This is a genomic window from Corynebacterium sp. 5QC2CO (genome assembly GCF_024580435.1).
Classification (GTDB): Bacteria; Actinomycetota; Actinomycetes; order Mycobacteriales; family Mycobacteriaceae; genus Corynebacterium; species Corynebacterium jeikeium_D.
Genome location: NZ_JANIKI010000003.1, coordinates 234,834 through 248,648, shown reverse-complemented (window position 1 = coordinate 248,648; position 13,815 = coordinate 234,834). Strand labels below are relative to the sequence as shown.

Sequence of the window (13,815 nt, the reverse complement as noted above, 5' to 3'; positions counted from 1 at the left end):
CGTCGGTTTTCAGCGATAACCGCAAAAACTATAAAACCGCAGGTCAGCCCCGCTGCTCAAAAAAGAGTAGCAGTGAGCGGTTGACTCATAATCCTTTTGTCGCAGGTTCGAGCCCTGCTGGGGGCACCACGCCCGAAATTTCACGCTGGAGTGTCATAGACAGTGAGGACAAATCGCCAGTCACTACCCCCGCGTAGTGACGCAGCGTTGTAGCACTATCGGAGTGTCCGAGGTGCGCAGCCACCACCTGGGGCGCGATACCAGCACGGAGACACAGGGACGCGCAGGTATCCCGGAGTGCATGGGGCGTAACTCGTCGAACGCCAGCCCGGTCACAGGCAGGCACGAGCACCCTGGTATGCCAGTTGGTGCGATGAACTGGGGTGCCAACAGTGGACGTAAACAGCAAGTCAGTAGACACCGAGTCCGCATAATCGCGCAGGTCAGACACCAAAAACGCAGGTAGGTAAACGCGTCTCCGCTGGTGGGTTTTTCCGTCTGAGCAAATCCAGCCGCCACCGCGAGCGGGCATGATACCGCCAGACACCACAATATAATCGGTTTTGATCGAGGCAGGGGTCAGAGCCGCAAGCTCCGAGAAACGCAACCCACCAAAAACCAGAACGAGGAACATAAGTCGGTCGCGACCAATGAGTTCGGCTGCAATTTTTTGCACGTCAGACGGACTAAGAGGGTCAGGAACCGGACGAGGTGCTGGTGGCAATTTTACGAGGTCAACCGGGGATTTCGACACCAAGTCCTCCACCTGCGCGAGGTGGTACACCTGGCGAAGAATCGAGAGCGACTGTCGTACCTGGTGGTATGCGCGGGGTGCGGTCTCAATGACCCAGGACTGAATATCGCGGTAACTAATATCGCCGATGGGAACATCACCGAACGCGGGGATAAGATATGTCCGCAGAAGCCAGGAGTAGTCCTCATACGTCTTGGGTGCGACTGGGTGGAGAGCCAACCACTGTCGGGAATAATCAGAAAACAAAGGGGTGGGAGTAGTCATGAAAAAGTACCGTTTTATCAGGGAAAGGTAAAAGAGCGCCCGCCTACGCGGGCGCGAATCAAGGAAGAGACACAAAGAGGAAGATGGTCACCCGGGGCGGGCGACGGAGAACAAATCAGGTGGTCACCGTGGGCAACGGGTCAAGGACAAAGGGGGCTATTCGCCCCCTCTGTACTCCCCACTGGGGCTAGGTAGTCACCACACGCACAACGCACCGACCCGGAACGACTTCACCTGTGACGCGATTCACATCTTCGTACGTCAGGCAGATACGCTCTGTGGGGGCAGCATAGGGAGACGTAACCGGCGAAATCTGCAGGTCAGACGGGTTTTCTGACATGCTATACAGACGCTCTACCTCTACCGCGTGGGACTGGGCGCTTTCACACTGACGTGCCCGAACCTCCGCAAAAAATTCGTCGGTCGGGTCAAAGGAACACGCCTCTTCCGCCGCCTCGCGAGCTTTCGCGATTTGGCACGCGCCATGGTCTACAAACCACCCCTCGCAGGCTTCCGCCACGCTATCCGCAGGGGTAGATGACGGAGCCGACGAATCGGAACCGCCAGCCAGAGCACCCGTGAGCACCAGGGCACCGACACCGACCACAGCAGTCGCAGCGATAGCCACGGTAGTCGCGTTTTTACTCATTGTTTTCCTCCAAAAGTGGGGTGTGACCTGTGTAAATGCGGTCACGCACGGTTTCTACATAGGTCGAGTAGTCCGGGTTAGGGGTCTGGAACCAAACCAAACCTTGCCCGTTATCGGAAAGAACGCCGCGCCCAGGACGCAAACCCACGATGCGGGACACGTCCTCCTGTTCCGGTGCATCGAGCAACATTTTCACCGAATCCGCATTATCCTGCCGATAGGTAATCCGCACGGAATACTGAGCGCGGTCGTGGAGAATCGCGGCTTCTGGTCTTTGCAAGATCGTGAAGACATCGATCCCAACTTTTGCCCCCTCACGGAGCAGTGACCCCACAAGCGCAACGATTTGAGCACGAAGCTTCTTACCGTCTTTACCGGAAGATTCCGCCATGACCAGCAGGTTTGCGTATTCCTCAAGGACGACCACCACGGCAGGCATCTCTGTGGAAAAGTTCTCGACTTTTTCCGCCCAGCCGAGCGCTGCAATGCGCTCCCGCATGACTGCCACTAGGCGCTCCAGTAGTAAAATCGCGCGATTCAGAAAATCGTCGTCAGAACCAAGAACAAAATCCTGGGGGCGCTCCGAAAAAGCTTTCAGAGGTTTGAGCAAACCCGCCGACGGGTCGATGCCGGTGTACTGAATCCAGGGAGTGAGAGTGCCAGCGATAATCGACTGGCTCCCCTTGCTTTTACCTGTTCGGGTAATACCAGCAATGACGACATGTCCCACGCCCGTCGGGTCCCAAATGACCGGCTGCCCATCCTCATCGACCGCCCACGGACGCTCACGAGTGAGTGTCACAGAAAATCACCGCCGAGATTCGACTCAAACGCGTCACGCGTGACAGCACGAACCACCACACGACCAGGCGATTTACGCTCTACCACGGTGTCCGCAACCCCATCAATCGCTACCCACTCACCACCGCGACGAATCGACTTTTCGATATCCTCCGCATCAATACCAATGGGGAGCTGCAAAGTGACCTCGACACCCCGAGAAGTTTTTTCCGCCCGAATCGGGCGCGGATACCGACGAAGCTCAGGTTCCAGACCAGTCTCATCACCAGAGAATGTAGATGTGGCTTCGAAAAAGTCTTTCACGCTCTCCGGATCACCCCACCGACTCATGAATTCTGCTTCATGCTCGCGAAGATCGCTGCGCTCCGATTCAGTCAGCATTTTCAGACCAGCAGGAACCGCAGGGTGACGGGACTCGTAGATACTTGCCACGGCATACACCGCGATGAAACACACCGCGCACAATACAACAATCGACACAAAATCCATTTTTGGACTCCTTATATATAGGTGGAACAGAGATACGGGGAGGGGCTCCTCGTCGGTTCTCCCCTGGCGAACCGCACCAGACACATCACCAGTGCGGAACCCACAGGTGAACCGTTTTTTTTACTTGCCCTCGACCAGCTCCGCGTAGGAACCCGCTGCCTTTACCTCGGAGGTGTACAGGCTGTAGCGGTTGGACGCGAAACGTTCAGTCTCGGCGCGAGCACCGATTTCGACGAAACCGTCACCACCGGCTGCATACACGGTGTACGGGGACAGAGTGAACGGGGTCGGGAGAACGACGGAGACCTCAATGGCTTCGCCCTGCCAGACCGCAGACAGTCCAGCGACGCGATGCATCTCGCGCCCCTTTTCGTCCTTTTTCACAACATCGGAACGCTTGCCGTCGACGTACTCATAGACCGGGCGCGACTCGGTAGCAGCAGTAGTGATGACACGGAGACCAGATGCGGGAAAACGCATGATAATGATTCCTCTCTTGTGAGTGGTTTTCCACTCACTTAGTGATGAAAAAAAGGAGGCGACTTGCCGAGCCTGGATTCTCTGATTGAATCCTTGACTCTTTTTCCTTCTGACAACAGTATAGCACAAGACCACTCATGCGCGCGGTCAACCTCTCAACCTGGTGATTTCCCGCTATAGCCGCTACCCTAATGCTCATGAACGACATGGGAAATACGGTTGCGCGCGAGGGTCGCAGACTCGCAGCCGAATTGGGAAAATCACTCAAAGCTCAGGGGAATATCGACGCGTCCGTGCAAGCGAACGTCAACGCGGTAAAAAGGCTCCTTGAACAGGAAGAACAGGGTAGGCGACTCATTTACATGTTCACCGCCTTAACCGCTGCATACCCAGGAGTCACACAAAGACAACTCGCAGGGGAATTCGGAATTAGCCAAGCGTCAATCAGAGACTGGATAAAAAAGGGAAATGTTCACATCGCCGAGGAAATGGCGGAAGAAAACTCACCCGAGCGGTAAACCACTCAACTCACGCGAGAAAAAACAGCCCCCCGCATACCAACAGGTGGCGAATCAAGCACACTACCACCCATAGCCTGTAACGACCTCACAAGATCCTTTACTAGCGCGACCGTGCCATGCAAATCCTCGGTGAGCACCCAACCGGCGTGAAAATTCCCCCGAAAACGACGCTTACCAGGAAATTTAGCAGCACAGCAACGCTGCAGAAGCCGACCCCACGCCACAAACTCCTCACGACTCACCAGCACAGTGCGGACCTCCTTTTTAATACCGAGGACACCCCAAAACCTGCCAACACTTTCGCCACTGTGACTCCACTCCCACGGCGGAAGATTCTGATATTCCTTAGTAGCAAACTTGCTATCCTTGGACGCATACTTCAGAAAATACCCGGCGACGTTTTTTGCCGAGGTAAACCGCTCAATTTGATCTACGCCAGTTCCGGCATAGAGGTGACGCACGAAATCCATACCTTCCGCGCCGACCACCTCCGCCCAGGCAATGGACAGCCACTCACGGAAAAACATGAGGTCAGTTTCCACGATAAACGGGGATTCCTTTTCGCGGGCGATTCCCCACGTCGGAATGAGCATCAAAATATGCAAATGAGGTGCCCCCCTTTTCTGGAATTCCCTTTTCCAAATCCCCTGCATACGCACCCCCCAGGCACGGTAAAACCTCTCCTGAAGTGCAGCAAAGTGCTTTCGCGCAACCTGGGCATTCGGTACGTAATCCAGCCACTTTTTCCCCGCACCTGGATACGTCAGAGTAACCATCGCCATGGAAAAATCTTCAGTTTCCGCCAGGGAAATGACCGGCTCCCAGTCCAACTCCGCACAGGTTTTCAGCATGCGCCGGCGACTCTTCGCCGACCAGTGACGGATTTTTCGCGGGGCTTTCTTCTCACCCAGAATGTCATCAAAAAGCGGCATCAACCGCCAAAATAGCCACGGCGGACACGCCCCCTCGACCAGCTGGTCATAGTGCCACTGAAGAACCTCAAAGTCGAAATCTTTTTTCAACCGCGCCTCATCAGTGACAAACTCTAAAACCGCAAGGTCATGCCCAATGGCTGGTTCCTCTTCCAGTAGGCGCTTTACCTGCCGACCCCCCATCTCTCCTAATTGGAGGTCTTCCTCCTTACCGCCTACTATCCACCCGCTTTGCGCATCTAGCCAGCGCAAAACGTCCTCCATCGCGTCGTAAAGATCCGTAACTTTTCGACGGAAAGCCATCTCCTCACTAATCCGCGCGCGTTCACGTTCCTCCTTTTCTTGGGCAGCGATTCTCCTATCGAGTGCCTGGAGGTCACGACAAGCCAGCTGGATAGTCCCGGGAGAAACATGGACTAAATAATCCCGAGGGGTCTCACGTGCGCCAAGCACACTCGGGAGTTTTTCACGACATTCCCGGATTAACGCACCGTCACCCGTTGAAGAATTCAAAACGACCGGTGATAGCCACGGCATCACCCGATCTACCGCTTCAACAGTCGTCAACATTTCCTAATCCGTTCTTCCTGATATTCTTCTTCTTTTCCCCTCTTCCACATCTCCCGTGGAGTTGTGGCACACAAGACAAGCCCTGTGCCACTGCACCTCACGCGCCTGTCGGCGCTGTTCGGTGCGCCCCCTGCTCCCGGTCACTCCGCCTGCGCTCACACTCGCTCGCACTCCCGCGTCCGCGTCGCTCCGTTTCGGATTCGGTCAGCGTCGGGGGCTTGCGCGTGCGACCTTGCGGTCGTTCGCGCCCCCTCCTCGACCTCACCTCGCACTGCGCTTGCTCCCGCTCCCGTTTCGCTCGGTATCGCTTGGACGTCGCTAGTCGCGGGGGCTAGATGTAGATGAGTAGCAAAGTTCAGGATTGAGTGGAAAACCACTCAATCGGGGGTAGGGAAAAATATTCGATTTGCATACAGTATAGCACCGTGCTAGGTCGCACGGTGCGTCGGTTTTCAGCGATAACCGCAAAAACTATAAAACCGCAGGTCAGCCCCGCTGCTCAAAAAAGAGTAGCAGTGAGCGGTTGACTCATAATCCTTTTGTCGCAGGTTCGAGCCCTGCTGGGGGCACGATGTGAAGTCTCGAGACATTGTTCCGGTTATGTCTCGAGGCTTCCTTTATTTTTGTTGCCCGGGTTAGGGTTGAATCCGTTGCCTTTTGGTTGTAGTAGATTTTGTCTGAGGTCAGCGTGTAATGGGCTATGTGTTGCCCCATGGCAGTGATTTTGATGTTTGCTGTGTTGTCTACGCACATGATGGTGATGGGTTCTCCGGCCCATCAGCGTCCGATATAGAGACTGTCTGAGTCATCCGCCTCATCACAGTGTTCTTTTGCCGTTTTGGCGACTTTGTCAGCGCGTGGGTGGTAGTCATAAGTCTTGATGCCTAGAGCGAGAGTGCGCTTTGGATAAAGCGTTGTAGGCCTCTGCAGGAGTACATCGGTTGAGCGTTCGGCGGGGCGAGACGCGAAACGGTTCAAGCGAAACGATTCGCGGCTCGAGTGTTGGTACGCGAACTGCTCAGCGAGGACGCATTCGAGGGCCAGAGGCGGAGCTACGTCATTGGCTACAAATCAGACATCCGAGCCGCCGAGTCGTGGGAGGACTTGAAGTGGAAATCGAAGTCCGGTGCGTGAGTCGGCTCGAAGTTCGTAACGCTTTACGAACCGGCGGTATTAATGTAAGTGACTTCTTCGAATTGCTGAAAGGGCAAGCACATGGCACGAAACAGGTTTGAAACCGCAGATTGGCTAATCAACTGGGTCAATGAGAATCACACTCGCCATACTGACTTCGGTGATCTTTCAGATGAGTCTGGCTTCATGATCGATGAATTGCGTCGCTCTGCGGAGATGCTCCAAAATCTTGGCCTTATCAACTTTGATACTGATTGGGGCCAGATGTTCTTCCGCGGACGGCTGACAGGTGTCGGTCAGCACCTCGTTTACTCAGGGAAGTCTGTAGGAGATTATGGGATTGACAGGGGCCAACACACAACAAATACCGCGGTGAATGTACATGGCGATGTCCACGGAGGACAGGTTGGAGTCAACAATGAGCACAGCGTCACAATCAACGTGAGCGCTGCTCAGATTCAGCACCTCATCGACACTCTGCGTGAAAGTGGACACGATGATATTGCCGAAGTCATTGACCAAGAAACAGCCGGCGGTGCCCGAACAGATAGGCTCTCAAACGCGCTTCGAAAAGGGCTTTCTGTGCTCGGGGATGCCGGCAGCGCCACCGCGATTCTAGGCCCGGTCGCGACTGCGCTTATGGGACTCTTCTGACGGAACTACGCCCGGAGATAAATCGTCTGGAATTTCCACCCTGTCGGTAGTTCATCTTCTCTGCCGATAAATTCCGCGGGGTCCACTTCAGCCTGCTCCCACTTGTGCAGGCCCGTCTCACTTAAGCTTTTTAGACGGAAGGGAAGGCGCTTTATCGAAACCATTACTGGTTGCCCAGGTTGAATCATTTGCGTTCTCACTGGAAGAGTTTCAAATCGGCCTACGACCAAACCGTGCCCGCCGCCACGAAAGTCGTCACCGCGGAAGATAACCTGGCCCTTCTCTAATCCCCAAGAGCCTCCGACTACCACAGTTCGCAGCCGGTTATTTCGAAGGAAAGCTCTACCTGGGGCGACGAATCTCAGCTCTAACGAATCCCGTTGAGAAACATTCCACAGCCACAAGACACCCGACACGATGAGCCCAGAAATGACTCCTGAAATGATACCCGTGCACATAGGCGCTCCTTTCAGCGGTCGGCGTCGTTAATAGTTGACGGGAATGACGGTTTCGGAGAGTTTCAGTGCGCGGGCTTCAAATGCGAGGCGTGGAATTGGACTCGTTTTGTATTGGTCACAGACCAGGCTTTCCAAATTAGTCACGTTGGTCCAGGATAGTTAATTTCCAGAAACCGCCCTCCTAGCCCCTACTCACGCCCACTTCCCCGACATCCGGTTGTAACAGCTGGCGCACAGGGAGATGTACTTCGGCGCTTCGAGTGCCTCAATTTCCACGGTTTCGCCGTCGAGGATAATGCTGCCGTCCGGATTCAACCGCGCAGTAAAGATGGCCTTCTGCCCACAGGTGCAGATTGTCTTAATTTCTTCAATGGTGTGGGCAACTTCGAGCAAACGCTGGGAGCCCGGGAAGGCGTGGGTGCGAAAGTCGGTACGCAGGCCGTAGCAGAGCACCGGGGTACCGCGAAGGGTAATTCCCAACAACTGATCGACCTGGTCAGGGGTAAGAAACTGTGCCTCATCAATGATCAGGCAATCGTGGCCGTCGGCAAGCGAGGAAAGGTCATCGCCGTCGTGGATGAGGTGCGCGCGTTCCGCGATTCCGATGCGGGAGTGCACGTCGCCGTCAGCCAAAGTATCCACGGCAGGCTTGGCGATCAACGGTCGCATGTCGCGCTCGCGGTAGTTGTGGGCGACGCGAAGAACCTCGATGGATTTTCCGCTGTTCATGGTTCCGTAGCGGAAGTACAGTTTTGCCATAGCCATCGATTGTAGGGCATCGATTCGCCGGCTCTGACGGCTGTAAACTCGGGCAAGCAACACGGATTTGAATTCCCGACTATCCTATATTTTTATGCAGCCGATTCCTGACCTGAATGAGAATCCAACAGTTGTTGTATGTGGATCTATCCACCTAGATACCCTGGTACAGGTCGATAGCGTCCCCGCAGAAGGTGGCACGCTCATCGTTGATGACGGCACTAATATGCTGGGCGGCAAGGGCGCCAACCAGGCCGTTGCTATCGCTTATGACGGTGTCCGTGCGATCATGGCCGGAACTGTTGGCGAGGACCGCGCAGCGGATTTCGTGGTCGAGGAACTCAACGCACACGGCGTAGATGTCCACTCCATTCAGACTTCCTGGGATTTGCCGACCGGCAGCGCTTTCGTCGCAACAAACCGCAAGGGTCGGCCGGTCATTTTTGTCCAGCGTGGCGCCGACGCACTGACGGACCCCACCGATTTCGTCGATGAGTTCGCATCAGCGGATGTCGTGCTCGCACAGGGCGAGCTACTTCCGGAAGCAACTGAGGCCATCGCGTCCGTCGCGTCCATGTACAGCGCGCGACTGGTGCTGAATCTCAATCCGGTCGTAACCGTTACACCTGCGCTGATTGACCATGCAGATCCGCTGATCGTCAACATGAAGGGCGCCTGGGAAACAATCCGCCGCCTGGACATCGCCGAGGGCATCCGCGCTACCGACTACCGCGCACAGCTCGAGGCACTTCTGCAGTACTGCCCCAGTGTCGTCATGCTCCGGGGCGACCACGGCTGTCTCTTCGCACAGCACTCCGATGGTCTCGATGACGAGCCGACAATCTACGAGCACCCCGCGCTCAAGCTGCCAGAGGAGAAGATTGTCGACGGCACCGGTTCCGGTGATGCGTTCGTCGGCACGCTCACCGCGGAGCTGGCTAAGGGCACCTCGCTTTACGACGCCGTCCCCCTGGCCACCGCAGCAGGTGCAGCAGCCGTACAGGCGGTTGGCGCATGCTCCGCCTTTGTCCGTCGCGAAAAACTGCTCGAGATGGTCAAGGCGGAAGATTTTCCCTCTGTGAAAGAGTACGAGGGCTAAGGATCGTCAGCGGCCTTGTACGCGAGCTGGCACCGATTAAGTCAGTGCCAGTCGGGCCAGCGGGGCCAGTGGGAGAACCTACCCAGCATTGTTTGGCAGAACGGGCTCAAGCGCCAGCATCACCAAATACCAACTCAACGCGTACCCGATGAGGAAGACATAGGTAGCAATCGCGTAGATCTTCGCCGGGAAAAAGAATATGGCCGCGGGCACGATGAGAAGCGCCAAAACTGCCAGCGCAGTCCGCGGCAGGTTTTTGACGGTCATGCTGGTGGCCGTTGCCAGGGTTCGGCGGAGCGACGATTGACCGTCGGAAAGCGAGCACAGCGAGTAGACCCAGGCGGTAATTCCCAGCAGGATTAGCGCCCCGGAGGTAACTCCTGCGGCGAAGATTAGGCCGACAGCGCCGAGGTCCGCGCGGGAAATAACGTAAAACTCATAGCCAATGGCTCCGGCGAGAACCAAGGTGAATAGCCACCACAAAGTTGGTGTGCGCCAATTGTCCAGCAGTGCGCGCAAGAAGCGCCGTACGGGCCTTGAGCCTTCGTCACGGACCATATCGCGAGCGACCACTACCCCAGCGCGAGTTGCGGCGCCTGCAGTGACTATCGGGATGGATGCGACGATCATCAGCAGGTTGATGATTACAAGGTCTGCTAACAGCGACCAGGCTGCGTAGAACTTTGTATCGGTGCTGAAAAATCTATCCACGGGTTCATATCCTAATAAAGGCTGATTAACAGACGAAAGCCTCAACCTACGCGGTTGAGGCTTTCGCTTTCGTAAAACGCGGTGCTTGGCGCCCTATGCGCTAACGCTTAGGCGGCTATCCCTTAACGGCACCCGCAGCAACACCCTCGATAATGTGCTTCTGGGTGGCGACGTAGAAGATCACAATCGGAATGATTGCGAGCACCAGCATTGCCATCATCGCGCCAAGGTCACGGTTACCGTTGGAGCCAACGAAGCTCTGCACGACAACCGGGATGGTCTTGTACTTAGTGGACAGGCCGATGACCAGGTACGGCAGCAGGTAGTCGTTCCAAACCCACATTGCGTTCAGAATGGCGACTGTCACTGCAGTTGGCTTGAGCATGGGCAAAACGATGCGGAAGTAGTTCTGCATCGGAGATGCGCCATCAATCATCGCGGCTTCCTCGATGTCAATCGGGATGGACTTGATGAAGCCGGCAAACATGAATACCGACAGGCCGGAGCCAAAGCCCAAGTAGAGAACCACAATGCCGATTGGGTTGTTCAAATGCAGCATGTCGGCGATCTTGACGGTCGGGAACATCACCATCTGGAACGGGATGACCATCGAGAACACAAACAGGTAATACAGCAGCGAGGTCCACCACGTCTTCACTCGCGTGATGTAGTAAGCCGTCATCGCAGAGAAGAACACAATCGCAATAACCGAGAGGATCGTGATGACAAAGGACCACACGATCGCCCAGCCGAAGCCCTCCTTCATCAGGCCGACGGCGTAGTTTTCGAACCCGACCCACATGTCACCTAGTGGCAGCTGGAAGGGGTTATCTGAAATTGCGAACTTGGACTTGAACGAGTTGAAGATAATGAACGCGATTGGCCCCAAGAACACGACGGTCAAAAACACCAGAATCGCGTAGATGATGACCTTAGATACGCCTCCCACCTTGGCCTCGTCCTGCTTAGCGGGCTTGGCCTTGGGGAGCTTGGTGGCCGTTTCAGTGGTCATTGCAGCGTCGACAGACATTTATGCCTCCACTTCCTTGCTGCGAGTAGCACGCAGCTGCAGCATCGCGATCGCTACGACCACGACGACGAAAATTACTGCCTTGGCTTGACCAACGCCCTCCACACCAATTCGGTTGAACATGGTGTTGACGATGTTCAGAGCAACCATTTCTGTCTCTGAACCCGGCGCACCATTGGTCAGGGCCAAGTTTTGGTCGAAGAGTTTGAAAGTGTTCGACAGGGTCAAGAAGAGGCAAATGGTAATCGATGGCATGACCATCGGGATAGTAACGTGCCGCAGGATCTCCCAGCGTCCAGCGCCATCAATCTCCGCAGCTTCGATGAGCTCCGGCGGGACATTCTGCAGACCGGCAATATAGATAATCATCATGTAACCGACCAGCTGCCAGTTGATGAGGATGATCAGACCGGCGTAACCGAACTTCCAGTCGGACACAATCGTCGTACCGTACGATGCCAGCACGGCGTTAATCATCGACTGCCAGGTGTAACCGAGCACGATGCCACCGATAAGGTTCGGCATGAAGAAGACTGTGCGGAAGAAGTTCGTGCCCTTCAGCTTGCGCGTCAGAATCCATGCGATCCAGAACGCGAACAAGTTCACAGTAATGATGGAAACAACAACCACCATCAGAGTGAATCCGAAGGAAGCGACGAAGCCCTCGCGCTCACTAAATGCCTTCTGGTAGTTCTCGATACCAACCCACTGCGCATTAGTGATGGTTGTGAAGTCAGTAAATGATAGGAAGAAACCGATAACGAACGGCACCAAGAACGCGATTGCAAAGGCAATCAGCGTGGGTAGCACGAAAATTGGGAAATACTTTTTCAATGTTGCTTGCATCTACAACACCGCTCCTAAAGCTAAAGGCGGAGCCCGGTGCCTCGAGACCGGTTTAACAGGTCACCGAGCCCCGAGCTCCGCCTTGCCATTGGATGAACTCATTCAGTCGGTTGTTCATGCGCGAGAAGCTTTCGCTTCACACTCACCGATGGAATGGCTCACCATTGATTTGCTGGTATTTAATTGTTCGGAGATTCCGCATTCCAGCTGTCGGCGAAAGTCTCAACAACCTTGTCCCACGGCATCTTTCCGGAAGCGTACTGCGCCAGCGCTGCGCCAAAATCATCCTTGAACTGCTGAGACGGGAAGTATTGGAAGTCCCACGGGATGGTGGTCAGGTCCTCGTTCTCAATTGCTGCGGCCACTTCCTTGGCCAGCGGGTCATTCGGAGTGTCGGCTTCAGTGAAGTTCTGGAACGGAGCGATGAATCCGAGATCCTCGACGACGTACTTCTTGCCCTCATCGGTGTTGAACAGCCAATTGACGAAGTCCTTCGTTGCCTTTTGGGAAGCCTCCGAAGCCTTGGAGTTGACCGTCAGGTAGTTCTCAGTACCAACCGAGATGCCAGTCTTATCCTCGTCCTTCAGGCCCATGTACATAGGCATGAACTTAATCTTGTCCTGCTTGACCACGTTGCCGGAGACATCGTTGATCTGGGACCATGCCCAGTTGCCATTCTGAACCATAGCGGCCTTGCCCTGAGCGAACTCAGCCATCGAGTCGGACACAGCCTTCGACGGGGCCAGAGTCTTTTCGACAGTGGAGTTATTCAGGTACAGATCAAAGAGGTTCTTGAACTCCTTGTTGTACTTGAACTTCACATCAGCGGTTTCCTTGGTGCCGAGGTCCTCGAATTCATAATGAACCGGTCCGTTGGCCAAGTGTGTCTGCCAGCGCCAATCCTCACCGGATGCGAGCGAGGTGGAAGCGAAGGTGCCGGAAATCCCCAGCTTGTCCTTCTTGGCCTGCATGTCCTCAGCGACTTCCTTCAGCTTTCCGAAGGCCTTAATCTCGTCGATGCTCTTGGCCTTGGCATCGGGCAGCGCGAAGTACTTGTCCATGATCTCTTCGTTATAGATCAGGCCAAACCCCTCGACTGCAAACGGGACGCCGTATACCTTGCCGTCCTCGCCCTTCAGCGGCTCGATGCCCTCGTTGAGGTTTTGTGCGATCTCAGTGTCAGACATGTCAGCCATGTATTCCTGCCAAGTACGCAGGCCCGCCGGACCATTGACCTGGAACAGTGTTGGCGCGTCCTTTTTACCAATCTCGGCCTTCAGAGTTTGCTCATAGGAATTCGAAGCAGCGGTAACGACCTTGACCTGGACACCAGTCTTGTCAGTGTATGCCTTCGCAATCTTCTGATATGCGGCATCTTGCTCCGGCTTGAAGTTAAGGAAGTAGACACCACCATCTGCAACCGCATCATCACTCGAGCACGCAACCAAACCAGCGGTTGCCATCAGGCCTGCTGCACACAGAGCTGAAAGGCGCTTGAAGTTCTTCACTATATTTTCTCCCTTGAGAAGAAAGGCCACTTTAATGGCATCCTCCGAGTAATTCGGACGAATATTTGCCAGCAGCCGTGGCCTAATTGGATTATCCCGCCCTGCGGCTAGAAGTAGCCTTTCATGCGAACTTCGACGCCACCCACGCGGGTATTC

Annotated in this window: 15 protein-coding genes and 1 pseudogene; 4 read left to right on the top strand and 12 right to left on the bottom strand. The window is 55.1% G+C overall.

What is annotated here, in order from left to right; translation table 11 throughout:
* Nucleotides 1-85: 85 nt before the first annotated feature.
* The 5 genes from NQ014_RS04760 to NQ014_RS04740 all read right to left on the bottom strand — a co-directional run bounded on the left by NQ014_RS04760 (nucleotide 86) and on the right by NQ014_RS04740 (nucleotide 3,437).
* Nucleotides 86-1,018, bottom strand: a complete 933-nt coding sequence (locus tag NQ014_RS04760; RefSeq protein ID WP_257073976.1) for a site-specific integrase — start codon at nucleotides 1,016-1,018, stop codon at nucleotides 86-88.
* A 187-nt stretch (nucleotides 1,019-1,205) separates the two neighbouring features.
* On the bottom strand, nucleotides 1,206-1,667 hold the full coding sequence (locus NQ014_RS04755; protein ID WP_257073975.1) for a hypothetical protein: 462 nt from the start codon (nucleotides 1,665-1,667) through the stop codon (nucleotides 1,206-1,208).
* Entirely contained in the window at nucleotides 1,660-2,469 is an 810-nt protein-coding gene (locus NQ014_RS04750; protein WP_257073974.1) for an FtsK/SpoIIIE domain-containing protein, read from the bottom strand. The genes NQ014_RS04755 and NQ014_RS04750 overlap by 8 nt, the downstream gene beginning before the upstream one ends.
* Nucleotides 2,466-2,957, bottom strand: coding sequence for a hypothetical protein (locus NQ014_RS04745; RefSeq protein ID WP_257073973.1), 492 nt, complete (start codon nucleotides 2,955-2,957; stop codon nucleotides 2,466-2,468). The genes NQ014_RS04750 and NQ014_RS04745 overlap by 4 nt, the downstream gene beginning before the upstream one ends.
* Before the next feature lie 120 nt (nucleotides 2,958-3,077).
* Nucleotides 3,078-3,437: a hypothetical protein gene (locus NQ014_RS04740; protein ID WP_257073972.1), complete on the bottom strand. Its 360-nt coding sequence runs from the start codon at nucleotides 3,435-3,437 to the stop codon at nucleotides 3,078-3,080.
* Between the two features lie 197 nt (nucleotides 3,438-3,634).
* On the opposite strand from NQ014_RS04740, the gene NQ014_RS04735 reads away from it, so the two are divergent.
* Nucleotides 3,635-3,955 (top strand): hypothetical protein, encoded by a 321-nt coding sequence (locus tag NQ014_RS04735; RefSeq protein ID WP_257073970.1) that lies wholly within the window; start codon nucleotides 3,635-3,637, stop codon nucleotides 3,953-3,955.
* 5 nt (nucleotides 3,956-3,960) lie between these two features.
* Here NQ014_RS04735 and NQ014_RS04730 read toward each other — a convergent pair whose 3' ends face one another.
* Both NQ014_RS04730 and NQ014_RS04725 read right to left on the bottom strand, forming a co-directional pair.
* Nucleotides 3,961-5,460 carry a hypothetical protein gene (locus NQ014_RS04730; RefSeq protein ID WP_257073969.1) on the bottom strand — a complete coding sequence of 500 codons (1,500 nt, stop codon included), beginning with the start codon at nucleotides 5,458-5,460 and terminating at the stop codon, nucleotides 3,961-3,963.
* A 598-nt stretch (nucleotides 5,461-6,058) separates the two neighbouring features.
* A pseudogene (locus tag NQ014_RS04725) lies at nucleotides 6,059-6,418 on the bottom strand (IS481 family transposase); the annotation flags it as partial.
* A gap of 41 nt (nucleotides 6,419-6,459) precedes the next feature.
* Here NQ014_RS04725 and NQ014_RS04720 point away from each other — a divergent pair.
* On the top strand, nucleotides 6,460-6,594 hold the full coding sequence (locus NQ014_RS04720; RefSeq protein WP_257073968.1) for a hypothetical protein: 135 nt from the start codon (nucleotides 6,460-6,462) through the stop codon (nucleotides 6,592-6,594).
* 81 nt (nucleotides 6,595-6,675) lie between these two features.
* Nucleotides 6,676-7,248, top strand: coding sequence for a hypothetical protein (locus NQ014_RS04715; RefSeq protein ID WP_257073967.1), 573 nt, complete (start codon nucleotides 6,676-6,678; stop codon nucleotides 7,246-7,248).
* 650 nt (nucleotides 7,249-7,898) lie between these two features.
* Here the strand turns inward: NQ014_RS04715 and NQ014_RS04710 are convergent.
* Nucleotides 7,899-8,465: a thymidine kinase gene (locus tag NQ014_RS04710; RefSeq protein ID WP_038625984.1), complete on the bottom strand. Its 567-nt coding sequence runs from the start codon at nucleotides 8,463-8,465 to the stop codon at nucleotides 7,899-7,901.
* Nucleotides 8,466-8,559: 94 nt separating this feature from the next.
* Between NQ014_RS04710 and NQ014_RS04705 the strand changes: the two genes are divergently transcribed.
* Nucleotides 8,560-9,564: a PfkB family carbohydrate kinase gene (locus tag NQ014_RS04705; RefSeq protein ID WP_257073964.1), complete on the top strand. Its 1,005-nt coding sequence runs from the start codon at nucleotides 8,560-8,562 to the stop codon at nucleotides 9,562-9,564.
* Nucleotides 9,565-9,642: 78 nt separating this feature from the next.
* On the opposite strand, the gene NQ014_RS04700 is transcribed toward NQ014_RS04705, so the two are convergent.
* The 4 genes from NQ014_RS04700 to NQ014_RS04685 form a co-directional block, all read right to left on the bottom strand.
* Nucleotides 9,643-10,275 carry a YesL family protein gene (locus NQ014_RS04700; protein WP_257073963.1) on the bottom strand — a complete coding sequence of 211 codons (633 nt, stop codon included), beginning with the start codon at nucleotides 10,273-10,275 and terminating at the stop codon, nucleotides 9,643-9,645.
* Nucleotides 10,276-10,390: 115 nt separating this feature from the next.
* A complete protein-coding gene (locus NQ014_RS04695) occupies nucleotides 10,391-11,287 on the bottom strand; it encodes a carbohydrate ABC transporter permease (protein ID WP_042389412.1) in 897 nt (298 codons plus the stop codon).
* 18 nt (nucleotides 11,288-11,305) lie between these two features.
* Nucleotides 11,306-12,151, bottom strand: coding sequence for a carbohydrate ABC transporter permease (locus NQ014_RS04690; protein ID WP_016423090.1), 846 nt, complete (start codon nucleotides 12,149-12,151; stop codon nucleotides 11,306-11,308).
* A 179-nt stretch (nucleotides 12,152-12,330) separates the two neighbouring features.
* Nucleotides 12,331-13,614: an ABC transporter substrate-binding protein gene (locus NQ014_RS04685; RefSeq protein ID WP_088611979.1), complete on the bottom strand. Its 1,284-nt coding sequence runs from the start codon at nucleotides 13,612-13,614 to the stop codon at nucleotides 12,331-12,333.
* Between the last annotated feature and the right edge of the window lie 201 nt (nucleotides 13,615-13,815).